Consider the following 22,490-nt stretch of genomic DNA (forward strand, 5'->3'; position numbering starts at 1 on the left):
CGGTGCAGATCCGACCCGGCCACCCGCTGCGCGGTCCGCGTGATCCGCCCCAACGGCGACAACACCCGCCCCGCCATCGCATAACCGAACGCGAATGCCACCACCGTCAGCCCCAGCAACGCCAGCAACGAACGGTTCAGCAGGCTGTTGAGCGCCAGCGCGCGCTGGTGCTGGAGGCACTGCTCGACGGCCTGCTGGAGCAGCGGTCCGGACGTCTGGGTGGGCAGGTCGCAGATGTCGCTGGTGGACTCGAACTTCCCGCCGAGGATCTTCAGCGGCAGCGCGCTGCCGTCGTGCAGGGCGTCCGCGGCGAGCATGTAGATGATGGTCAGCAGCACGATGCCGGCCATCAGGAACATCCCGCCGTACAGCAGCGTCAGCCGTATCCGGATCGTCGGCCGGAGCCACGGGAAGGGCCGGACGTTGACCGGCGGGCGGGGGTCCCAGGCGGGTTTGGGCGGAATGGGCGGCGGCGGGGCGGCCGGCTTGGAGAACGAGGGCAGGGAAGGCATCGCCGGTCAGATCCGGTATCCCGAGCCGGGGACGGTGACGATCACCGCGGGCTCGCCGAGCTTGCGGCGCAGCGTCATGACCGTGACCCGCACGACGTTGGTGAACGGGTCGGTGTTCTCGTCCCAGGCCTTCTCCAGGAGCTGTTCGGCCGAGACGACGGTGCCCTCGCTGCGCATCAGCACCTCCAGCACCGCGAATTCCTTCGGAGCGAGCTGGACCTCCTTGCCGTCACGGAAGACCTCGCGGCGGTTGGGGTCGAGCTTGATCCCGGCACGCTCCAGGACGGGCGGCAGTGCGACGGTCGTCCGGCGCCCCAGGGCGCGCACCCGGGCGGTCAGCTCGGTGAAGGCGAACGGCTTGGGGAGGTAGTCGTCCGCGCCGATCTCCAGGCCCTCGACGCGGTCACTGACGTCTCCGGAGGCGGTGAGCATCAGGACGCGGGTGGGCATCCCCAGCTCGACGATCTTGCGACAGACGTCGTCGCCGTGGACGACCGGGAGGTCGCGGTCGAGCACGACGACGTCGTAGTCGTTGACCGCGATCCGTTCCAGGGCGGCAGCGCCGTCGTAGACCACGTCGACGGCCATGGCCTCCCGGCGTAGTCCGGTGGCCACCGCATCGGCGAGCAGCTGCTCGTCCTCGACGACGAGAACACGCACGTCGCTAGTCCTTCCTCACGGCCCGATCGGGCGGGCACAACAATCACTCGGAGCCCTTCCATCCTGCCCCGAAGAGCCATAAACCGGCAGTAAGGCGGGAGGGGCGGGGCCTGGGGCCCGGGCGCTGGGGGCCCGCTCGGCAGGATTCCTGGGCGGGTTGAGGTTTCCCTGAGGTTGCGGGTGGGGAGGACGACTGCACACCCGCGATCACGCCCTGTCGTTGGCGACCCACATGCCATTGAACTGATCCATTCCACAGGGACCACGCCGTGATCGACCCACCGTCGGCACACCCCCGTGCCACCGACCCACGACGAGGGGGCGCACATGGACGCGTTCACCGCAGGCATTTTGCAGCGCATAGAGAACACCGAAGCCGATCTGGACCGGGCCCGCCGCGCGGGCGATGACTTCCTCGTCGAGGTCGAGCAGGCCGAGCTCGAGGACCTCCAGCGGCTGGCGAACGAGCACGGTGTGCGTTACGGAGCGGTCAGCAACGCCTGATCACGCCGGCGTACGGGGATCGCGCCCCGGCACCCAGGACAGGGTGCCGGGGCGCGGTCGTGCCCGGAGGGTGGCACGGGCGCGGCTCAGTCGTGCCAGGCGCCCAGCTCGTCCAGCAGCGGCTGGAGCTGCGCGAAGAGCTCAGGGGAGGCGGCGAGGGTCAGCTCGTGGGAGGCCGGCTGTCCGGGGCGGCCGCCGGTGCGGGCCCCGGCCTCCCGGGCGATCAGCGCACCGGCCGCGAAATCCCAGGGGTTCAGCCCGCGCTCGTAGTAGGCGTCCAGCCGGCCGCAGGCCACGTCGCACAGGTCGATGGCGGCCGACCCGCCCCGCCGGATGTCGCGGACCTGCGGCAGCAGGGTGCGCACCACCTCGGCCTGGGCGGCGCGGCGGTCGGCCAGGTAGGCGAAGCCGGTGCCGAGCAGCGCCTGGGAGAGCGGCGGCGCGGGCCGGTGCCGGACCGGCTCGCCGTTGTTGTACGCGCCCCGGCCCAGGACCGCGTGGCAGGTCTCGCCGCGCATCGGGGCGGCGACCACCCCGACGACCACCTCGCCGTCCTTCTCGGCGGCGATGGACACCGCCCAGGAGGGCAGGTCGTAGAGGTAGTTGACGGTGCCGTCGACGGGGTCGATGACCCAGCGGATGCCGCTGGTGCCCTCGATGCTCGCGCCCTCCTCCCCCAGGAAGCCGTCGTCGGGGCGGTGCTCCCCGAGGAAGCCGGTGATCAGCTTCTCGGAGGCGAGGTCCATCTCGGTGACGACGTCGATCGGGCTGCTCTTCGTGGCGGCCACACCCAGGTCGGCGGGCCGGCCGTCGCGCAGCAGCGTCCCGGCGCGGCGGGCGGCCTCCAGGGCCAGCTCCAGAAGGTCGTCGTACAGCGCGTCGGTCTGCGTCGGGTCGGGCACGGTGCTCCTTGCTGGGACGAGCGGCGGTCGGGCAGCGGTCGGGCGGCGTACGGCACGCGGGGCAGCCGCCGGGCGTCCGCCGCCGCGGGGTACGGGGTTACGCGGGGCCGCCGGCGACCGGGCCCCGCCAGTCGGCGCCGGCCGCGGCCGGACGCGGGGTGCGGGCCGGGCAGCAGCCGACCGGGCACAGGTCGTGGGAGGGACCCAGGGAGCCCAGGGCGCAGCGCTCGGGGGTGCGACCGCGTTCGGTGGCGGCGCGCTCCAGGAGGAGCTCGCGGACGGCGGCGGCGAACCGGGGATCGGCGCCCACGGTCGCGGACCGGGCGACCGGCAGCCCCAGTTCGGCGGCCTTGGCGGTGGCCTCGGTGTCGAGGTCGTACTTGACCTCCATATGGTCCGAGACGAAGCCGATGGGAGCCATGACCACGGCCGGGACGCCGGCGGCGTGCCGCTCCTCCAGGTGGTCGCAGATGTCGGGCTCCAGCCAGGGGATGTGCGGGGCGCCGCTGCGGGACTGGTAGACGAGCTGCCAGGGGTGGTCCACCCCGGTCTCCGCGCGGACCGTGTCGGCGATCACCCGTGCCACGTCCAGGTGCTGGGCCACGTACGCGCCGCCCTCGCCGTCCTCGGTGTGGTCCCCCGGGGTGCCGGAGGTGTCCGCGGCGGCGGTGGGGATGGAGTGCGTGGTGAAGGCGAGGTGGGCGCCGTCGCGGACGCCCTCGGGCAGCGCGGCGAGGGAGGCGAGCACGCCGTCGACCATCGGCCGGACGAAGCCGGGGTGGTTGAAGTAGTGCCGCAGCTTGTCGACCTCGGGGACCGGCAGTCCCTCGGCCTGGAGAGCGGCGAGCGCGTCGGCGAGGTTCTCGCGGTACTGGCGGCAGCCCGAGTACGAGGCGTAGGCGCTGGTCGCCAGTACGGCGATGCGGCGGTGGCCCTCGCCCACCATCTGGCGCAGGGTGTCGGTCAGGTAGGGCGCCCAGTTGCGGTTGCCCCAGTAGACCGGCAGTTCCAGGCCGTTCTCGGCGAAGTCCTTGCGCAGCGCGTCGAGCAGTTCGCGGTTCTGGGCGTTGATCGGGCTGACGCCGCCGAACAGGAAGTAGTGCTGCCCCACCTCCTTGAGGCGCTCGCGGGGGATGCCGCGGCCGCGGGTGACGTTCTCCAGGAACGGGACGACGTCCTCGGGGCCTTCGGGGCCGCCGAAGGAGAGCAGCAGCAGGGCGTCGTAGGGGCGGGGGTCGCGCTGTTCGGGCATGGCATCGATCCTGCCACCCCTCCCCCGGGTGCGGCGGCCAGGTCCCGGTACGCGGACGGCCGGCGGGCGCGGCGGGATCGGTCCGAAAAACCGGAGGCGTGGGACTCGGCCCCGACCGTAAGCTGTATCGGCCACATACATTCCTTACCGATCTTCGGTCCTCATCCGGCGGAGCGCCCCCGTTGCCCAGTCCCTACCGCGCCCTCTTCGGCCGCCCCGGCACCAAGTCCTTTTCCGCCGCCGGGCTGCTGGGCCGGATGCCGCTGTCGATGATGAGCATCGGTGTGGTCACGATGGTCTCCCAGCTGACCGGGCGGTACGGCCTGGCGGGCGCACTGTCGGCGACCCTCGCGCTGTCCGCGGCGGTGCTCGGCCCGCAGATCTCCCGGCTGGTGGACCGGCACGGCCAGCGCCGGGTGCTGCGTCCGGCCACGCTGGTGTCGCTCGCCGCGGTCGCGGGTCTGCTGCTCAGTGCCCAGCAGCGGTGGCCGGACTGGGTGCTGTTCGTCTTCTCGGCGTGTGCGGGGTGCGTGCCGAGCGTCGGGTCGATGGTCCGGGCGCGCTGGGCGGAGCTGTACCGGGGCTCTCCGCGGGAGTTGCACACCGCGTACTCGTGGGAGTCGATCGTCGACGAGATGTGCTTCATCGTCGGGCCGATCCTGTCGATCGGGCTGTCCACCGCGTGGTTCCCGGAGGCCGGGCCGCTGCTGGCGGGGTGCTTCCTGGCGGCCGGGGTGTTCTGGCTGACGGCGCAGCGGGCGACGGAGCCGGTGCCGCATCGGGGGGAGCAGCAGGCCAGCGGCTCGGCGATGCGTTCGCGGGGGCTCCAGGTGCTGGTGGGGACGTTCGTGGCGACCGGCGCGATCTTCGGGGCGATCGACGTGGTGACGGTGGCGTTCGCGGAGGAGGCCGGGCACAAGACGGCGGCCAGTCTGGTGCTGGCCGTGTATGCGCTCGGCTCGTGCGTGGCGGGCGCCATCTTCGGGCTGCTGCACCTGAAGGGCCATCCGTCGCGCCGCTGGGTGATCGGGGTGTGCGCGATGGCGGTGAGCATGGTGCCGCTGCAGCTGGTGGGTTCGCTGCCGCTGCTGGCCGTCGCGCTGTTCGTGGCGGGGCTGTCCATCGCCCCGACGATGGTGACGACGATGGCGCTGGTCGAGGAGCACGTTCCGCGGTCGAAGCTGACCGAGGGCATGACGTGGACCAGCACCGGTCTGGCCGTGGGGGTCGCCCTGGGTTCGTCGACGGCCGGCTGGGTGGTGGACGCCGCGGGTGCCGAGCGCGGCTATCTGGTGCCGGGGGCGTCGGGCGTACTGGCCGCGCTGGTGGCGTTCGCGGGCTACCGCCGGCTCCGCCCCCGGCAGCCGGCGGCCGCGGCGCCGGGCCCGGTCGCGGCGGGTCTGCCGGAGGGCGGCCCGGCGGCCGCGGAACGGCAGGACGGGCAGCCCGTCGGGTGAGTCGCACGACCCCGGGGGTTACCGGCGGTACGAGATGTCCGGGAGCCGGGTGATTACGGCCGATTCCTTGATCGTGCAATTCCGCTCAGCCCCTGTGGAGGAGCCCGGCGTGACTGACATCATGCGCTCACACCCACGGCGGCCGACCGGCCGGCCCGCGTGGAGGGAGGGGACGTCACCATGGCAGTCAGCAACGCCGTCGACGGCTCGCGAGGGCGCGGCTCCACCGCCGCCCCGTGGCGCAACTGGGCGGGCAACGTCACCACCCGCCCCGCCCGGAGCGTGGCCCCGGCGAGCACCGAGGAGCTGGCGGCCGCGGTCCGCGCCGCCGCCGCGGACGGGCTGACGGTCAAGGCGGCCGGTACGGGCCACTCCTTCACCCCGGCGGCCGCCACCGACGGGCTGCTGGTCCGCCCCGAGCGGCTGACCGGTGTCCGTGCGGTCGATCGCGCGGCCGGCACGGTCACGGTGGCCGCCGGAACGCCCCTCAAGCACCTCAACGAGACGCTGTCCGCACACGGGCTGTCGCTGACCAACATGGGCGACATCATGGAGCAGACCGTCTCCGGGGCGGTCAGCACCGGCACCCACGGCACCGGCCGGGACTCGGCGTCACTGGCCGCCCAGGTCACCGCCCTGGAGCTGGTCACCGCCGACGGCTCGGTGCTGACCTGTTCCGCCGGGCAGAACCCGGACGTCTTCGCCGCGGCCCGGCTGGGCCTGGGCGCGCTCGGCGTGATCAGCGAGCTCACCTTCGCGGTGGAGCCGGAGTTCCTGCTGACCGCCCGTGAGGAGCCGATGCCGTTCGACGAGGTGACCGGCCGGTTCGACGAACTGGCCGCCGAGAACGAGCACTTCGAGTTCTACTGGTTCCCGCACACCGGCAACTGCAACACCAAGCGCAACAACCGCAGCCAGGGCCCCGCGGCGCCGCCCGGCCGGATCAGCGGCTGGGTCGAGGACGAGCTGCTCTCCAACGGCGTCTTCCAGGTCGCCTGCGCCGTCGGGCGCGCGGTGCCGGCCGCCATACCGGGCATCGCCAGGATCTCCAGCCGCGCCCTGTCGGCCCGTACGTACACCGACATCCCCTACAAGGTGTTCACCTCGCCGCGACGGGTGCGGTTCGTGGAGATGGAGTACGCACTGCCCCGGGCGGCCGCGGTCGCGGCGCTGGGCGAGCTGAAGGCGCTGGTGGAGCGCTCGGACTTCCGGATCAGCTTCCCGGTGGAGGTGCGCACCGCGCCGGCCGACGACCTCCCGCTGTCCACCGCCTCCGGCCGGGACACCGTCTACGTCGCCGTGCACATGTACCGCGGCACGCCCCACGAGGCGTACTTCGCGGCCGCCGAGCGGATCATGACCGCGCACGGGGGCCGCCCGCACTGGGGCAAGCTGCACACCCGTGACGCGGCGTACCTCGCCGACGTCTACCCGCGGTTCGGCGAGTTCACCGCGGTCCGGGACCGGCTGGACCCGGACCGCCGGTTCGCCAACGCCTACCTGCGCCGGGTGCTCGGGGACTGACCCGGACACCCGACGCGGGCGGGAGCACCCGGTTTCAGGAAGCTCCCGGTTCGGGCGCCCCCGCCTCGGCCTCCGGCCCGCTCTGCTGACTCCCCTGGTCGCCACCGGTCGCGTCGCCGCTTCCGGTGTCGCCGCTGTCGGCCGAACCGCTCGGGGACGGGGTCGTGGACGGCGGGTTCTCCGGCTCCGGCGAGCTCTTGCCGCCGTCGGACGGGCTGGGGCTCGGCGACGGGGTGCCGTGGTCGGTGCCCCGGCCGTTGCCGGTGTCGCCAGACCTCCCCGGGTCCGGGGTCGCACCGCTGCCGCTGCCGTGCCGGCCGCCGTCCCCCGGGGTGTCACCCGGGCCGGGCGACCGCGGGGTGACGGGCTGGTGCCGGCCGGTGCTCTGGGTGTGGGTGAGGTTGCCGAGCGTGGTGCCCTGCTGGCCGCCCGCGGTCTGCCCGGTCAGCAGCTCCGTGGCGGTGACCCCGCCCATGGCGAGGGCGAACACCGCGAGCGCACCGAGCGCCGGCCGCTTCCAGCCGCGCAGCCGAGTGCCGTACGTGGTGGCGCTGACCTCCTCGGGCCGGCCGACGGGCGGCCTGGCCGGGGCCGGCGCGGTGGGAGCGGCACCCGGGTAAGCGGTCCGCCGACCCGGCGACACGGTGCGCTCGTCCAGGCGCGGCACCATGTGGGTCCGGTCGAGGGGATGGGCGTTCGCGGGATCGCGCCGGCGGGCCGTCTCGGCCCGGGGGATCACCTGCGTACGGGCCGCGTCGGGCCCGGAGGTCGTGGCGGCGACGGAGGTGACGGGGTCCTCCGTGCCCTCCTTGTCGAAGGTGGGCAGCACCATCGTGGGGTCGGGCTGACCGGCCTGGCGGGTGGTGGATCGGATACGGGAGGAGGAGCGGCGCGGCCTCGGCCGGGTGCTGACCGAAGCCTCCTTGATCTGCTCGCCGGTACGCCGGAAGAGGTGCTGGAATATCGACCCGCCGGTCGTGGCCACGACACTGACCAGACCCGCGCCGATGATGGTTCCGTACACACCGAGTTGACCGGCGAGATACGCGGCGACGGCCGCGGCGAGTGCACTGCCGGCCACCTGAGCGACGCTCAGGTCTATCCGCTTCTCCTTCTTCTTCGTGCCAGTTTCGGTTTCTTCGTCCATCTCCAACCTTTGATAGCCCCTTCGATCCATCTTGCACGGAGAAATGACCAATTGGCGGAGTCAAAGGTTCCGAATCTGGGGAATATGTGAAACTCGCCACCCGTGCGTCAGGTCGAGAGATCGACAAGGTGACCGACTGCCACCGTTCCCCCAGAAGTTCGGCGGCGCGGCGGTCCACCTCGGTGGTCCGAATGGAGTACTGTGACCAACCCTGGCCCCGGTTCCCGTCCGGCTGCCCGGAACCCACGGGAGGGGCCAGATGGCGGCACTCAACCCCGGGGCGCCGCCGCTCGGCACGGGTGATCGGCGACAGGGCAAGCGGCATGGTCACTGAGCGTTGCGAACTGGTAACCGTGTCATAACGGCGTTTGAGGGCCAAACCTCGACACGCCGGGCAACTCGGCAATGTTGTGGCAGGCTGCACCCGGGCAGGCCACACTCGACTAGCGGAAGCAGCGACGCACGTGACGTCGGCAGGCACCACCCGGGAGGTCCCCATGCCCGAACTGCGTGTCGTGGCCGTCTCCAACGACGGCACACGGCTGGTGCTCAAAGCTGCGGACAGCACCGAGTACACGCTTCCGATCGACGAGCGCCTGCGCGCCGCCGTCCGCAACGACCGTGCGCGGCTGGGCCAGATCGAGATCGAGGTCGAGAGCCATCTGCGGCCGCGGGACATCCAGGCCCGTATAAGAGCCGGTGCCTCCGCCGAAGAGGTCGCACAGCTGGCCGGCATCCCCGTCGACCGGGTGCGCCGCTTCGAGGGCCCGGTGCTGGCCGAGCGCGCGTTCATGGCCGAACGTGCCCGCAAGACGCCGGTGCGCCGGCCCGGTGAGAACACCGGCCCGCAGCTCGGCGAGGCGGTCGCGGAGCGGCTGCTGCTGCGCGGCGCCGACAAGGACAGCGTCCAGTGGGACTCCTGGCGCCGGGACGACGGCACCTGGGAGGTGCTGCTGGTCTACCGGGTCGCCACCGAACCGCACTCGGCGAGCTGGACCTACGACCCGCCGCGCCGGCTCGTCCAGGCCGTGGACGACGAGGCCCGGGCGCTGATCGGCGAGACCGACGACACGCCCGAGCCGAGCTTCCCGTTCGTGCCGCGGATCGCCCGGCTGCCGCGCGACCGGCCGCTGGACCGCACGCTGGACCGGCACTCCGAGCGCGCGGAGCGCGGTGCCCAGGCCGGCGGCGAGGACGACGCCCGGAGTGCGGAGGAGGCCACCGGCGAGCGGGAGCGGGATTCGCTGACCAGCCTGCTGGAGGCGGTGCCGAGTTTCCGCGGCGACATGGTCGTGCCGGAGAGCGCCAAGGCACCGCAGGCCGACGAGGAGTCCGAGGCCGAGGTCGAGGAGCCGCCGGCCCCGGCGGCGAGCGCGGGCGCGGGTTCCGCGTACGCCGATGTGCTGATGCCGCGGGCGGTGGCCGGCCACCGCGACCGGCTGACCGGGACGACGGACCGGCAGGCCGAGGCGGACGGCGTCCGGCCCGGCCGCCGGGCCGCGGTGCCCAGCTGGGACGAGATCGTCTTCGGCACCCGGCGGAAGAAGCCGGAGTAGCGGCCGCCCGTCCGTGACCCCGTCCGTCCGCCCGGTCCCGCTCAGGGGCCGGGCGGACGGCCGTGTACGGGGCCGTGGACGGCCCGTGACGGGGCTCAGCCGGGCTGCGGGCCGGTGGCCACCGGTCGGGACGGGTCGGCGGACCATTCGCTCCAGGAACCGACGTACAGCGCCGCGGGGATGCCGGCATGCGCCAGTGCGAGCACCTGGTGCGCCGCGGAGACCCCGGAGCCGCAGTAGACGCCCACTTCGGCGTCAGGGGTGGCGCCCAGCGCTGCGAACCGCTCGGCCAGCTCGGCCCGGTCCCGGAAGACCGTGCCGCCCTCGGCGACGTTCTCGGTCGTCGGCGCGGACACCGCGCCCGGGATGTGGCCGGCGACCCGGTCGAGCGGCTCCACCTCGCCCCGGTAGCGCTCGCCGGCCCGGGCGTCCAGCAGGACACCGCGGCGGGCCAGAGCGGCCGCCTCGTCCGCGGTCAGCAGCGGCAGCGCGCCCGGTACCGGCGTGAAGTCGCCCGGTTCCGGCGCGGGTTGGGCGCGGCTCAGCTCGCCGCCCGCGGCCCGCCAGGCGGCCAGCCCGCCGTCCAGCACCCGTACGTCCTGGTGGCCGCTCCAGCGCAGCAGCCACCACGCGCGGGCGGCCGCCCAGCCCTGTCCGCCGTCGTAAACGACCACCGGGCGGTCCGCGCGGACCCCGGCGGCCTGCATCGCCTTGGCGAAGACGCCGAGATCGGGGAGCGGGTGCCGACCGGCCGGGCCGGGCGGTGCGGCCAGCTCGGCGTCGAGGTCGACGTAGACCGCGCCGGGCACATGGCCGGCCTCGTACTCGGGGCGGCCGGGCGGGCCCCCGAGCTGGTAGCGGACGTCCAGGACCACGGGAGGAGTGGACCGCGCCAGCTCGCTCGCGAGTTCGGTAGCGGTGATGATGACATTCATGGGACTCATCCTTGCGTAGCGGCGACTACGTACAGAAGGCGGGTGCGCACCCTCCGTATGACGGAGTTAGGTTCTGCATTGACCACTCCGAAACGGACTCGAAACGTCAAAACGGGCATTCTCCTTTGCGAACGCGCCATGGACGGCGCGGCCGGGGCGCACACCAGGACACAGGGTGCGAGCATCTGCTCGGGACCCCCGCCCGTACCCCCATGGTCAGCCCCCGATGCTCCGAGGAGAGTGACGATGACGACCGAGGCAGCGACTCGGCGGATGCCCGGCGCGCCCTGCTGGGTGAGCCTCCTGGCCCACAGCCTTTCCGCGACGCAGGAGTTCTACGGCGCGCTGTTCGGCTGGGAGTTCCGCCCGGGGCCGCAGCACTTCGGTCCGTACGCGCGGGCCTTCCTCGACGGCCGGGAGGTCGCCGGGGTCGGTGAGCTGGCGCCCGACCGCCATCTGCCGGTCGCCTGGACCACCTATCTGGCCACCGACGACGCGGATGTGACCGCCGAACAGGTGCGTTGCTGCGGCGGGACGGTGGGCGTCGGCCCGCTGGACGCGGACCACGACGCGGGCCGGATGGCGATCGCCTCCGACCCGCAGGGGGCGATCTTCGGGATCTGGCAGGGCCGGACGATGATGGGCACCGCGGTCACCGGCGAGCCCGGCACCCCGGTGTGGAACGAGCTGGTCACCCAGGAGACCGGCACCGTCAGCCCGTTCTACGAGCACGTCTTCGGCTTCGAGGCCGAGCCGGTTCCCGCCGACGGCACCGACCCGGGGACCGGCTCCGGCTCCGACTATCTGATGCTGCGGCTCAAGGGCCACCCGGTGGCCGGCATCCACGGCGTCGGCAACACCCCGCTCCGCGAGCGCGGCCCCCATTGGATGACGTACTTCGCGGTCCCCGACACGGACGCCGCGGCCCGCCGCGTCACCGAACTGGGCGGCCAGGTACTGGACCCGGCCCACGACTCCGCCCACGGCCGGGCGGCCACCGTCGCCGACAGCGAGGGCGCGGTGTTCACGATCGTCCAGCAGCGCTGAGCGGGGCGGTAAAGAAAAATACCGGGCGGTCTCTTTGGCCGCGCCACCTCGGCGCCTCACTCCCGGCATCCGACTCAGGAGACCGCCGACGCCTTCCCGGCCTCGAAGAGCCGCTCGGCGCGGAACGGCGAGGTGTCCAGCCTCGCCAGCACCCCGGGAACGGCGACGTTGGGCAGGAAGAGCTCCAGGAGCCGGGAGATCTCGGTGGACAGGTCGGGAGCGTTCGGCACGGCCTCCGCGACGAGCTGCACGCCGGTCCAGGCACCGACGAACAGCCGGGCCGTGTCGGTCGGGTCGACGTGCGGCAGCAGTTCGCCCCTCCCCCGGGCCTCGATGAGCAGCTCCCGGCCCAGCACGATCCAGTCGGGCCAGCGGGTGCCGAACAGGCTGCGCGCCTTGGAGTCGACGGACAGCCGGATCGACGCACTCAACAGGGGCTCCCGGGGCAGGCGGTGAGCCAGCAGCAGTGAGATGTCCACCCACTCCTGGAGCTTGAGCACCTGCGGCACCAGCCCCTCGGTGGTCACCGCTTCGTCCAGCACACCGCGGGCGAGCTCCTCCTTGGACGTGAAGTGGAAGTACAGCGCGCCCCGGGTGAGCTTGGCCCGCTCGATGATGGCGGCGATGGTGGCGGCTTCGTAGCCGTACTCGTTGAAAATCTCCGCGGCGGCCACCAGGCAGGCCTTGCGTGTGCGGATCGCCCGTTCCTGTTTCGCCAACTCGCGTCTCCCGTGACCAGGTGTTTGCCGCAGTCTTTACCGCAGCACAGAAAAAGACCGCGGACCCGGTATTTTATCAGCGCGCAACTTCCTTCACATGCGTCGCATACAGGGGACCCCCATGCCCGAAGCCGCCATCCGCATACACACGTTGCCCCACGACCGAGGGTCTCCGGGCCCCACCCTCCGCGTTCTCGATGCTCAGAGCGGCACAAGTACCGCCGTGACCACGGGAGTTCCGCGGGAATATGCCCATCTCCGGGATGCAGAACGGGTATTCATCACTGGCTGGAACCGTTGCGGTCCCGGCGCATTCTCGCTCACCGGCCGGTGGCCGGCCGCCCCAGACGAGGGGCGGTGCGATCCGAGAGTGCTGGCGCAAACCTTCCGGCAAAGCGGGCTGACGATCGCTCACGCGGAATACGGCGTCCCTCTGAGCCACCACATGATTCTGCATAACCTGAATTTCACGACGAATCCGAAATTCCGTGTTTCGGACCGCGGGCCCACGGAACTCGGTATCGAGGTCGCCGTCTCACAGGCCCGCCGCAGCGGCCGCTGCGTCAACGCCCTGGGCATGGCGGTTCGCCTCCACCAGGGCGACGTGACCGTCGCACAGGCGGAGGCGGAGTTCGCCTGGTCCTCGCCGGCGGTGTACCGGCGGCTGCGCGGCGAGCACCTCGGCGTCGGCTGGGGCTCCTGGCCGCTCCCCGCCCCGGTCCGCCCGGAGCTGGTGGGCCGGTGCGGAGCGGCCGAGGTGATGCTCGCCCCCGGTGCCCGCCCGCGCCGCTGGCAACTGCGCAACGACACCGGCAACACGCTGCTGTTCGACCACCCCGTCGATCACGTCCCGGGCCTCGCCCTGCTCGAAGCCGCCTATCAGGCCACCCACGCCACCGTCGCACCGGCCCGCTTCACCCCGGAGACGGTCATCAGCACCTACGAACGCTACGTCGAGTTCGACGAACCGTGCTGGATCGAGGCGCAGTTACTGCCCCGCACCCCCTCGGGCCGCCTCACCGTCCTCGTCACCGGCACCCAGGGAGGCCGGACCGCCTTCCGCGCGGGGCTGAGCGGAGCGCCCTGCTGAGGGCGCGGGTGGCTCGCCGGCTCACCGGTTGACCAATCCGCCGTCCACCGGCAGCACCGTCCCGGTCAGGAACGGGCAGCGGTCGCTGAGCAGCCATGCCGCGGCCGCCGCGATCTCCTCCGGAGCCGCGGTACGTCCTTGCGGCGTCGCGGAGTTGGCCAGCTCCTCCAGGCCGGGGTTGCGGGCGAACCAGTCGGTGGTGATCTCGCTGCGGGTGGTGCCGGGCGCCACCGCGTTCACCCTGATGCCCTGGGGGGCGTATTCGTCCGCCGCGGCCCGGGTGAGCCCCACCACCGCGTGCTTGGAGGCGATGTAGGGGGCGGCGGCCGGGATCGCGATCAGACCGGCCACGCTGCTGTTGTTGACGATGGTGCCGGCGCCCTGCGGGAGCATCGCGGCTATCTCGTGGCGCAGGCAGTTCCACACGCCGCGCACATTGGTGTCCATGATGGTGTCGTACACGTCGTCGGACATCAGGTGGAGCGGGGTGCGGTCGCCGCCGATGCCCGCGTTGTTGAACGCCGCGTCCAGCCGGCCGTACGTCGTGACGGCGAAGTCCACCGCCCGGGCGGCATCCTCGGCCACGGACACGTCGGCGACGACGTACGCGGCCTCGGCGCCCTCGGCCCGTAAGGCGCCGGCCAGTTCGGCGAGCCGTTCCTCGCGGCGGGCGACCAGGACGACCGTCGCCCCCTCGTCGGAGAACACCCGCGCCGCCGCGGCGCCGATGCCACTGCTCGCCCCCGTGACCAGGACGACTTTGCCGGGGAGAAGTTTGCCCGGGAGAAGATCGCTGTTCATGGGACGAGTCTGGCAGGGCCGCCGCGGCGAAGAGTCAGCCCGTCGCGTCCTGCGGCGTCGGGGCGACCGGCAGGACGTCCGGGGAGAGTGCGCCCGCACGGGCCGTGGCGCTGGTCATCCGGCGCAGGTGGTGGCGGCGGCAGAGCACCTCGTAGCCCACTTCCGCGGTCTGGCGGACATCGCCGACCACGACCTGGGCGCCCTCGACGACCATCGCGCCGTCCACCGTACGGGCGTTGTGCGTGGCCCGGGCGCCGCACCAGCACAGCGCCTCGACCTGCAACGCCTCGATGCGGTCGGCTAGTTCGATCAGGCGCTGGGAGCCGGGGAAGAGTCGGGTACGGAAGTCGGTCGTGATGCCGAACGCGAAGACGTCCAGGTCGAGGTCGTCGACGATGCGGGCCAGCTGGTCGATCTGGCCGGGGGCGAGGAACTGGGCCTCGTCCACGATCACGTAATCCGCCCGGCCGCCGCGGGATATCTGCGCGACGAGGTAGGCGTAGAGGTCCATGCCCTCCTCGACCTCGACGGCGTCGGTGACCAGGCCCAGCCGCGAGGAGAGCCGGCCCTCGCCGGCCCGGTCGTCACGGGTGAAGATGACCCCTTCCAGGCCCCGTGCGGCGCGGTTGTGGCCGATCTGCAGCGCCAGGGTGCTCTTCCCGCAATCCATCGTTCCGGAGAAAAATACCAATTCGGACATGGCTCGGGGGAGGGCCTTTCGGGTCGGAGTCGTCGCCCGCCCAGGGGCGGGCACGGCCCGCGCGGGGCCAACGGGCGGAGGGCGCAAGGAGGGTGAGGGGTGGGGTCGCGGGCGGGCTGCGGTCAGGTGCGGACTTCCAGGAGCGGCACCAGCTGCTCCATGGAGGTCATCGACCCGTGCATCCCGACCATCTCCGACTCCCGGGGCTCCCGTTCGGTCGCGATGATCACCATGTCGGCGTGGGCGGCCGCGACCACGTCGCCGATCCGGTCGCGCACCCGGTCGTCGACGTACGGCCCGAACCACCCGGCGGCGATGGCCTCTTCGCGACTCGCGACCCACATCTGGTCGCCGACCACCTCGCGCCACACGGCGAGCACATCGGCGGCCGCGCCCGGATGGGCGTAGACGTGCCGGGCCCGGCCCTCGCCGCCCAACAGGCGGACGCCGGCGCGGAGTTCCCAGTCCTCGTCGAAGTCGATCCGGGACTCCGGGCCGAACGGGATGTCGATCATGCCGTGGTCGGCGGTGATGTAGAGCGCGCTGCGCGGCGGCAGCTGCTCGGCCAGCCGCTGGGCCAGCCGGTCGACGTACATCAACTGCCCGCGCCAGGCATCGGAGTTGACGCCGTAGCGGTGGCCCTTGCCGTCGACCTCGGAGTAGTACGTGTAGACCAGCGAGCGGTCGGCGGCGGCCAGCTGCTCGGCGGCCAGGTCCATCCGCTCCTCGCCGGAGAGCCGGCCGTGGAAGCTGCCGCCGCTGAGCGCGATCTTGGTCAGCGGGGTGTGCTGGAAGTCCGGCGCGGAGACCTGGCAGGTGTGGATGCCCGCGGCGTCCGCGAGCTGGAAGACCGTCGGGTGGGGCTGCCAGGCGTACGGGTCGGTCCACGGGTACCAGCGCAGCTGGTTCATCAGCTCACCGGTGGCCGGGTCCTGGCAGGTGTAGCCGGGCAGGCCGTGGGCGCCGGGCGGCAGGCCCGTGCCCACCGAGGCGAGCGAGGTCGCGGTCGTCGAGGGGAAGCCGGCGGTGAGCGGGCGGCCGCTGCCGTTGAACGACGACCCGAGGAGGGAGGTGAGGAACGGCGCCTCCTCCGGGTGCGCGCGGAGCAGGTCCCAGCCGAGGCCGTCGATCAGGAAGACGCAGGCCCGGTCGGCGGGTGCGAGGTCCATGCCGGTGGCGAGCTCGGCCATGCCGAGGCCGGCGGCGATGGTGGGCAGCAGATCGGCGAGCGAGCCGGTGCCGTACTGCGGGACGGGTGCGCCCAGCGGGTCGAGCGGTTCGGGTTCCGGCCAGGCGGGGGCGACGTCGACCATCAGCGGGGGGTGGTGGTGGCCGCGGTGGCCTCGGAGAGCGCCTGGGCGAAGGCGAGCGTCTCGCGCACCGAGTCGGGGCCGTCGCCGGCCTCGCTGACCCGCAGCGAGAGGTCATCGGCGGTGGAGGAGCCGGTGTAGCCGTGGTCCGCCTCGCAGTTGGGGTCGCCGCAGGCGGCGGGCTCCAGGTCCAGCCGGGCCACCGCACCCCAGCCGATGGTGAGCACGACCTCGCGGGGCAGCTGGCCGGGGGTGTAGGACTCCGGGTTGGCGACCACGCGGCTGAGCACCACGGAGGAGATCCGGCCGAGCTTGACGGACTCGGTGGAGGTGGTGGCGTACGGCGAGGGGGAGGTGGCGTCGGCGGCCTGCTCGTCGGTGTGGCTGACGATGAAGCGGGTGCCGGTCAGGACGAGGACGGTGACGTGGCGGCGGACCTCGTTGGCGTCGAAGGTCGTCTCCTGATGGACGAGGTACGACACCACCGGCTCACCACCGACCGCGGCCTGCACCGCCTCGGCCACGAGCGTCGGGTAATAGCCACTGCGCTCGATCGCCGCGCGCAGCCCCTGGGTCGTCGTACCGGTCTTAGCCATGGGGTCCATCCTACGGGGCTCGACGGACACCACAGCCCCCGTGGGGGCAGGGTCCGTGCGGTCCGGGCGGCTCAGTAGGCGGGCAGGCGGCGGGGGCCCAGGTCGGTGGTGGCGGGCGGGCGGGCCAGGCGGACGGCGGTGCCCAGGACGGACAGGCCGCGCGGGGCGACGACGACCGGTTCGAGCTCCACCCCGACCACCTCGGGGTGGTCGTCGACGAGCCGGGAGACCCGGAGCAGCAGCTCGGCGAGGGCGGCGGTGTCCACCGGCTGGGAGCCGCGCCAGCCGAAGAGCAGCGGGGCGGCGCGGATCGAGCGGATCTGCTCGGCGACCTCACGGTCGGTGGCGGGGATGAGACGGTGGGCGATGTCGCCGAGCAGCTGGGAGGGGGCGCCGGCCAGGCCGAAGGAGAGCACGGCGCCGGCGGCCGGGTCGATGGCGGCGCGGATGACCGTGTCGACACCGCGCGGCACCATGGACTGGACGACCGGCCGGAGCTCTTCGGGCGAGCCGAGGAAATCGGTCAATTCGGCGTAGACGCGGCGGAGTTCCGTTTCGCCGGCGATGTCCAGCCGGACTCCGCCGAGGTCGGCGCGGTGCCGCAGGTGGGGCGCGGTGGTCTTGAGGGCCACCGGGTAGCCGAGGCGCTCGGCGGCGCGCACGGCCGCGTCGGGGTCGGGGGCGGGCAGCACGGGGCGGGTGTGGATGCCGTAGCGGGCGAGCAGGGCCGCGGCGTCGTCGTCCGGCACCCGTACCGAGCGGCCGCTGGGGACGTCGGCGGTGAGCCGGTCGAGGAGCCGCTCGATGTCGGCACCGGCGGCGGCCTCCTGGATGTCGTCGTACTCGGGCACCCGGCCGGGATCGGCCGCCTCCCGGCGCCAGGCGGCGTAGCGGACCGCCTCGGCGAGCGCCCGTACGGCCCGCTCGGCGGCGGGGTAGGCGGGGATGCGCAGGGGGGCGATACGGCGACGGGCCGGGGCGGCGGTTTCGGTGGCCAGGACCGGGGGCGTCCGGAGCCCGGGGGCTCCCGGCGGCGGGCCCGGGGGGAACGGCGGTCGGGCGGGCGGGTACGGGGGCCGGGGTGGTGGGGCGGGGGCTGCCGTCGTCGGCGAGGAGGGGGCGGTCGTCGTCGGCGGGTCGGATTCAGCGGCGGCCGGTGGGGCGGGCCGGTCCGCCGCCGGGGACGCCGGGTCCGGGAGGGGCGGCGGGGCGGCGAGGGTCTCCGCCAGGGCGTCCATGGCGAGGTGGACGACCGTGACCGGCTTCTCCGGGTGGGCCGCGGCGGCCGTGCGCAGGGCCGCGGCGAGCGCGGTGCCCTCGCTCGCGCCCGGGGCGGCGCCGTCCTCCTCCCCCACCCAGGGAATGGCCGTGACGATCACCGCGTCGCAGCCGTCGCTGGAGAGCGTCTCGTCGAGCGCGGCGCGGAAGTCGTCCGGTGTCGCGGCGGAGGGCAGCACCCGGGGGCGCAGCGGCCGCAACCGCTCGGTCAGGCAAGCGTCGTAGGCGAGCAGGGCCAGGGACTCGGAGTTGCCGAGGATGGCGATGCGCGGGCCGGCCGGCAGCGGCTGGGAGGCCAGCAACAGCCCGGCGTCGATGAGCTCGGTGACGGTGTCGACGCGGATCACCCCGGCCTGGCGCATCAGGGCGGCGACCGTGCTGTCGGGGACGCGGACGGTGGGCACGGCGTGGCCGGGCGGGGCGGTGCCGTTGTGCCGGGCGCCCCGGGCGACCACGACCGGCTTGACGGCGGCGGTGCGGCGGGCCAGCCGGGCGAACTTGCGGGGGTTGCCGATGGTCTCCAGGTAGAGGATCACGACGTCGGTGTCCGGGTCCTCGTACCAGTACTGGAGGAGGTCGTTGCCGGAGACGTCGGCGCGGTTGCCGGCCGAGACGAAGGCGGAGATGCCGGCGATCCCACCGTCCCCGGGGCCGCGGGCGTGCAGTCCGCTGAGCAGGGCGATGCCGATGGCGCCGGACTGGGTGAACAGGCCGATGTGGCCGGCGCCGGGCATCTGCGGGGCGAGGGAGGCGTTCAGCCGGACGTCGGCGGAGGTGTTGATCAGACCGAAGGCGTTCGGCCCGATGAGCCGCATGCCGTACGAGCGGGCCTGGTGGAGCACGGCGCGCTGCCGCTCCCTGCCCTCGGGGCCCGCCTCGGCGTAACCGGAGGAGAGGATCAGCACGCCCTGGACGCGGTGTTCGCCGCAGTCGCGGATCACTTCGGGGACGCGCTCCGCGGGGACGGCGATGACCGCGAGGTCGACCGGGTCGGGGATCTCCCGGAGCGCGCGGACCGCCGGCACACCTTCGGGGTCGAGCCGCCGCAGGTCGTCCGGGAAGGCGTGGTTGACCGCGTGCAGCCGGCCGGTGAAGCCGGCGTCGAGGATGTGCCGCAGGGCCGTGCGGCCGATGCCGCCGGGGGCGCGGCCGGTGCCGATGACGGCGACCGAGCCGGGGGCGAGCAGCCGCTGGACGGAGCGGGCCTCGGCGCGCTGCTCGCGGCTGCGCATCACGGCCATGGACTGCTCGGTCGGTTCGAGGTCGAACTCCAGCCGCACCACGCCGTCTTCGAAGGTGCGCTTCTGGGTGTACCCGGCGTCCGTGAAGACCTTGATCATTTTGGTGTTGGCGGGCAGCACCTCGGCGGCGAACCGCCGGATGCCGCGCTCACGGGCGACGGCCGCGACGTGCTCCAGAAGGGCGGAGGCCACCCCGCGCCCCTGATGGGCGTCCTGCACCAGGAAGGCGACCTCGGCCTGGTCGTCCTCGGGGCTCTTGGCGGGCAGCCCCTGGTCGTTGATCCGGTCGTAGCGGACGGTGGCGATGAACTCGCCGCCGACCGTGGCCGCGAGCCCGACCCGGTCGACGTAGTCGTGGTGGGTGAAGCGGTGCACATCGCGATCGGACAGGCGCGGGTAGGGCGCGAAGAAGCGGTAGTACTTGGACTCGTCCGAGACCTGTTCGTAGAAGGAGACCAGCCGCTCGGCGTCGTCGGGGGTGATGGGGCGGATCCGCGCCGTGCCGCCGTCGCGCAGCACCACGTCGGCTTCCCAGTGGGTCGGGTATGCGTGGTCCGGCGGCTTCTGCATGCGGACAGCGTACGACCGGCCACCGACAACCGGCCCGGCGCGCGTAATGTCGAGGTCGGGGGAGGCTGGGACCAGTCCCGGCAGCGTGAGAGAATGGTCTAGACAACAGTCACGACTTTGAAGGGCAACACCATGGCTGAGCGCCGCGTCAATGTCGGTTGGGCCGAGGGCCTGCACGCCCGCCCCGCATCGATCTTCGTCCGGGCGGCCACCGCCGCCGGCGTCCCGATGACGATCGCCAAGGCCGATGGCAACCCGGTCAACGCGGCCTCCATGCTCGCGGTCCTGGGCCTGGGCGCCCAGGGCGGCGAGGAGATCGTGCTGGCCTCGGACGCCGAGGGCGCCGAGGAAGCGCTCGACCGCCTGGCCAAGCTCGTCGCCGAGGGTCTCGAAGAGCTCCCCGAGACCGTCTGAGTCCACCGGGACGCCCCTTCGCACGACGGCCCCGCCACGGTGACCTGAAAAGGTGCCGCGGCGGGGCCGTTCTGCATGCCGGAGAAATACGGTTTTGACAAAATGCCGTTGCGGACAAGTGCCGTTCCGGGGGAATGCCCTGCCCCGCCGCACGCAAATGCCGTGCCACTGCCGCAGAATAATCATTGCCTGGGACCGATAACCGGGAAAGGCATGCGCAGGAAAGCCTGCGGGGTCATGCGCCCACCGAAAAGCAGGCACACGCCGGTACCCAGAATCAAAAGCCGGCACCATCAATCAAAGGCGGCTCCTCTCGCCGCCCCGGAAATCACGCACCCCTTTGTATACGGCCCGCTTGTTAAGAACGGGCGCGCGCTGTGTTGACGGGCCGTTTCGTATCGCTCACGTCGGGTGCCGCGATGCGCCGCAGCCGGTACACCGGGAGCGACCGCTCGATGTGCGCCGCCATCAGGGCGCGGGCCCGTTCCGCGTCGCCCCGGGCCACCGCGTCCAGCACCGCGCCGTGGTCGTCCCAGGCCTCACCGGCCCGCGGCAGCGGCTCCATCGCATACATCCACTCGATCTTGCGGCGCAGCTGGGTCAGCAGGGCGGTGAGGCTGGGGCTGCCGGCCGCCTGGGCCAGCGTCTCGTGGAACCAGCCGTCGAGTTGGCGCAGGTCGGCGGGGCTGCCGTGGCGGGCCCGCTCGCGGCCCAGCCGTACCAGACCGCGCAGCACCTTCAGATGGGCGGGGGTGCGCCGGGCGGCCGCGCGGGCCGCGCCCAGCGGCTCCAGCAGGGCGCGGATGTCGAGCAGGTCGGCGGCCTCCTGCTCGGTGGGTTCGGCGACACAGGCGCCCGCGTGGTGGCGGGTGGTGACGAAGCCCTCCGACTGCAGGGTGCGCAGCGCTTCGCGGACCGGCACTCTGGAAACGCCGTAGCGCGCCGCCAGGATCTCCTCGATCAGCCGGCTCCCCGGCGCCAGCGCACCGGAGACGATGTCCTCGCGAATCGCCGTGCACACCGCATGCGCGGAAATATGGCCTCGCATCGATCGTGCCTCCGCCGTAATCCCCGGAAAACGCCGCCGGTCGGCGGCTTTTCCGAGACTCTATTCGACCGGCGCGGCTTTTCCGACGGACTCCGCGTATTCGGCGATATTTTTTGGCCAGCGGGCGCGGGGCATGCCCAGGCGTGCACCGCGGGCGTGGGGCGGACCGGTCCGGCGCCGGCTCAGACGTTGACGCCGTGCGACCGCAGATAGGCGATCGGGTCGATGTCGGAGCCGTAGTCCGGGCCGGTGCGGGCCTCGAAGTGCAGGTGCGGGCCGGTGACGTTGCCGGTGGCTCCGGAGAGGCCGATCTGCTGGCCGGGGGTGACGGTCTGGCCGACCGAGACGCCGATCGACGACAGGTGGCCGTACTGGGTGTAGGTGCCGTCGTGCATCTTGATCACGATGTTGTTGCCGTACGCGCCGCCCCAGCCGGCCTCGACGACGGTGCCCGCGCCGACCGCGTGGACGGAGGTCCCGGTGGCGGCGTGGAAGTCGATGCCGGTGTGGGTGCCGGACGACCACAGGCTGCTGGAGGCCTGGTAGCCGGTGGAGACGTAGGAGTCCGCGACGGGGGCGACGAAGGCGTTCAGGCGCTTGCGCTCGGCGTCCCGGGCGGCCCGTTCCTTGGCCTCGCGCTCCGCCTTGGCCTTCTTCCTGGCCGCCTCGGCGTGCCGCTCGGCCTCCGCCGCGCGCTTCTTGGCCTCGGCCTCGGCCTTCGCCTTCACGGCGGCGACCTCGGCGGCGGCCTGCTGGGCGTCGGCCTGGACCTCCAGGCGGTGGGCGAGTTCGTCACCGAGCACGACGGCCTGGGTGAGACCGGTGTCCTGGGTGCGTGCCTCGTCGGTGGCGGCCATCGCGGGCGAGGCCAGGGAGGCGACGACGCCGGTGGTGGCGAGGGTGGCTATGCCGGCGAGGTTGCGGGTCGTCCGGGCGCTGCGGCTGGCCCGGCGGTGCTTCCCGGTGGCTCGGGTGAACGCCATGTGCTGGCTTGTCCTTTCCTTCCCTCTCGCCTACCGGGTTAGCTGACGGGTTCGGAGCAGGAAGGTCTCCTACGGGCTCCTCCGGAGAGGGGCCCGATTCACCCCAGGGACGTGGGTCCCCGGCTCCCCTGGCTCGCGCCGTACGGGGACTCGGCGATGACTGTCCGGTGCCACTGTTGTGGCGGAGTTGTGACGAACAGCCGGACCGACGCTAATCGGGGCCACTTTGCGGAGCCAAACGGAA

The 22,490-nt window shown here is 72.9% G+C and carries 20 protein-coding genes, 1 pseudogene and 1 riboswitch; of the genes and pseudogenes, 7 read left to right on the forward strand and 14 right to left on the reverse strand.

Annotated features, from left to right (window positions below; genetic code table 11):
• Both ACZ7MX_RS35860 and ACZ7MX_RS35865 read right to left on the reverse strand, forming a co-directional pair.
• A pseudogene (locus ACZ7MX_RS35860) lies at nt 1–512 on the reverse strand (two-component sensor histidine kinase); the annotation flags it as partial.
• A 6-nt stretch (nt 513–518) separates the two neighbouring features.
• Nucleotides 519–1,172 (reverse strand): response regulator transcription factor, encoded by a 654-nt coding sequence (locus ACZ7MX_RS35865; RefSeq protein WP_006602630.1) that lies wholly within the window; start codon nt 1,170–1,172, stop codon nt 519–521.
• A 327-nt stretch (nt 1,173–1,499) separates the two neighbouring features.
• Here ACZ7MX_RS35865 and ACZ7MX_RS35870 point away from each other — a divergent pair, with 327 nt between their 5' ends.
• Nucleotides 1,500–1,676, forward strand: a complete 177-nt coding sequence (locus ACZ7MX_RS35870) for a hypothetical protein (protein ID WP_199812429.1) — start codon at nt 1,500–1,502, stop codon at nt 1,674–1,676.
• Nucleotides 1,677–1,762: 86 nt separating this feature from the next.
• Here ACZ7MX_RS35870 and ACZ7MX_RS35875 read toward each other — a convergent pair whose 3' ends face one another.
• Both ACZ7MX_RS35875 and ACZ7MX_RS35880 read right to left on the reverse strand, forming a co-directional pair.
• Complete coding sequence (locus tag ACZ7MX_RS35875; protein WP_472138413.1) at nt 1,763–2,578, reverse strand: inositol monophosphatase family protein; 816 nt, start codon at nt 2,576–2,578, stop codon at nt 1,763–1,765.
• Between the two features lie 97 nt (nt 2,579–2,675).
• On the reverse strand, nt 2,676–3,830 hold the full coding sequence (locus ACZ7MX_RS35880) for a ferrochelatase (RefSeq protein WP_472138415.1): 1,155 nt from the start codon (nt 3,828–3,830) through the stop codon (nt 2,676–2,678).
• A 182-nt stretch (nt 3,831–4,012) separates the two neighbouring features.
• On the opposite strand from ACZ7MX_RS35880, the gene ACZ7MX_RS35885 reads away from it, so the two are divergent.
• Nucleotides 4,013–5,287: an MFS transporter gene (locus ACZ7MX_RS35885; protein ID WP_472138416.1), complete on the forward strand. Its 1,275-nt coding sequence runs from the start codon at nt 4,013–4,015 to the stop codon at nt 5,285–5,287.
• Between the two features lie 180 nt (nt 5,288–5,467).
• A complete protein-coding gene (locus ACZ7MX_RS35890) occupies nt 5,468–6,811 on the forward strand; it encodes a D-arabinono-1,4-lactone oxidase (protein WP_472138418.1) in 1,344 nt (447 codons plus the stop codon).
• Between the two features lie 34 nt (nt 6,812–6,845).
• Here ACZ7MX_RS35890 and ACZ7MX_RS35895 read toward each other — a convergent pair whose 3' ends face one another.
• Nucleotides 6,846–7,958 carry a hypothetical protein gene (locus ACZ7MX_RS35895; RefSeq protein ID WP_472138420.1) on the reverse strand — a complete coding sequence of 371 codons (1,113 nt, stop codon included), beginning with the start codon at nt 7,956–7,958 and terminating at the stop codon, nt 6,846–6,848.
• A 497-nt stretch (nt 7,959–8,455) separates the two neighbouring features.
• Here ACZ7MX_RS35895 and sepH point away from each other — a divergent pair, with 497 nt between their 5' ends.
• Nucleotides 8,456–9,514: a septation protein SepH gene (sepH, locus tag ACZ7MX_RS35900; RefSeq protein ID WP_472138421.1), complete on the forward strand. Its 1,059-nt coding sequence runs from the start codon at nt 8,456–8,458 to the stop codon at nt 9,512–9,514.
• Between the two features lie 95 nt (nt 9,515–9,609).
• Here sepH and ACZ7MX_RS35905 read toward each other — a convergent pair whose 3' ends face one another.
• Nucleotides 9,610–10,449, reverse strand: coding sequence for a sulfurtransferase (locus ACZ7MX_RS35905; protein WP_472138423.1), 840 nt, complete (start codon nt 10,447–10,449; stop codon nt 9,610–9,612).
• Between the two features lie 246 nt (nt 10,450–10,695).
• Between ACZ7MX_RS35905 and ACZ7MX_RS35910 the strand changes: the two genes are divergently transcribed.
• On the forward strand, nt 10,696–11,496 hold the full coding sequence (locus ACZ7MX_RS35910) for a VOC family protein (RefSeq protein ID WP_472138425.1): 801 nt from the start codon (nt 10,696–10,698) through the stop codon (nt 11,494–11,496).
• A 74-nt stretch (nt 11,497–11,570) separates the two neighbouring features.
• Here the strand turns inward: ACZ7MX_RS35910 and ACZ7MX_RS35915 are convergent, their stop codons facing one another.
• Nucleotides 11,571–12,215 (reverse strand): ScbR family autoregulator-binding transcription factor, encoded by a 645-nt coding sequence (locus ACZ7MX_RS35915; RefSeq protein WP_030799099.1) that lies wholly within the window; start codon nt 12,213–12,215, stop codon nt 11,571–11,573.
• 121 nt (nt 12,216–12,336) lie between these two features.
• On the opposite strand from ACZ7MX_RS35915, the gene ACZ7MX_RS35920 reads away from it, so the two are divergent.
• The gene (locus ACZ7MX_RS35920; protein ID WP_472138427.1) at nt 12,337–13,305 is read left to right on the forward strand and encodes a ScbA/BarX family gamma-butyrolactone biosynthesis protein; all 969 of its coding nucleotides are present in this window, start codon (nt 12,337–12,339) and stop codon (nt 13,303–13,305) included.
• A 21-nt stretch (nt 13,306–13,326) separates the two neighbouring features.
• Here the strand turns inward: ACZ7MX_RS35920 and ACZ7MX_RS35925 are convergent, their stop codons facing one another.
• From ACZ7MX_RS35925 to ACZ7MX_RS35945, 5 genes are all read right to left on the reverse strand, one after another.
• The gene (locus tag ACZ7MX_RS35925; RefSeq protein WP_472138429.1) at nt 13,327–14,106 is read right to left on the reverse strand and encodes a glucose 1-dehydrogenase; all 780 of its coding nucleotides are present in this window, start codon (nt 14,104–14,106) and stop codon (nt 13,327–13,329) included.
• 34 nt (nt 14,107–14,140) lie between these two features.
• Nucleotides 14,141–14,806 (reverse strand): thymidine kinase, encoded by a 666-nt coding sequence (locus ACZ7MX_RS35930; RefSeq protein ID WP_472138430.1) that lies wholly within the window; start codon nt 14,804–14,806, stop codon nt 14,141–14,143.
• Between the two features lie 122 nt (nt 14,807–14,928).
• Complete coding sequence (locus ACZ7MX_RS35935; RefSeq protein WP_472138432.1) at nt 14,929–16,119, reverse strand: alkaline phosphatase family protein; 1,191 nt, start codon at nt 16,117–16,119, stop codon at nt 14,929–14,931.
• Nucleotides 16,119–16,712 (reverse strand): DUF5998 family protein, encoded by a 594-nt coding sequence (locus ACZ7MX_RS35940; protein ID WP_030417303.1) that lies wholly within the window; start codon nt 16,710–16,712, stop codon nt 16,119–16,121. Before ACZ7MX_RS35940 ends, ACZ7MX_RS35935 begins: the two co-directional genes overlap by 1 nt.
• Nucleotides 16,713–16,783: 71 nt before the next feature.
• On the reverse strand, nt 16,784–19,801 hold the full coding sequence (locus ACZ7MX_RS35945; RefSeq protein WP_472138434.1) for a bifunctional acetate--CoA ligase family protein/GNAT family N-acetyltransferase: 3,018 nt from the start codon (nt 19,799–19,801) through the stop codon (nt 16,784–16,786).
• Between the two features lie 132 nt (nt 19,802–19,933).
• Between ACZ7MX_RS35945 and ACZ7MX_RS35950 the strand changes: the two genes are divergently transcribed.
• Complete coding sequence (locus ACZ7MX_RS35950; protein ID WP_030799053.1) at nt 19,934–20,215, forward strand: HPr family phosphocarrier protein; 282 nt, start codon at nt 19,934–19,936, stop codon at nt 20,213–20,215.
• A 358-nt stretch (nt 20,216–20,573) separates the two neighbouring features.
• Here ACZ7MX_RS35950 and ACZ7MX_RS35955 read toward each other — a convergent pair whose 3' ends face one another.
• Both ACZ7MX_RS35955 and ACZ7MX_RS35960 read right to left on the reverse strand, forming a co-directional pair.
• Nucleotides 20,574–21,263, reverse strand: a complete 690-nt coding sequence (locus ACZ7MX_RS35955) for a GntR family transcriptional regulator (protein WP_472138436.1) — start codon at nt 21,261–21,263, stop codon at nt 20,574–20,576.
• A gap of 182 nt (nt 21,264–21,445) precedes the next feature.
• Entirely contained in the window at nt 21,446–22,246 is an 801-nt protein-coding gene (locus ACZ7MX_RS35960) for a M23 family metallopeptidase (protein WP_472138438.1), read from the reverse strand.
• Between the two features lie 12 nt (nt 22,247–22,258).
• A riboswitch (cyclic di-AMP (ydaO/yuaA leader) is annotated at nt 22,259–22,412 on the reverse strand.
• Between the last annotated feature and the right edge of the window lie 78 nt (nt 22,413–22,490).

This window comes from Streptomyces sp. NPDC107765 (assembly GCF_055657085.1).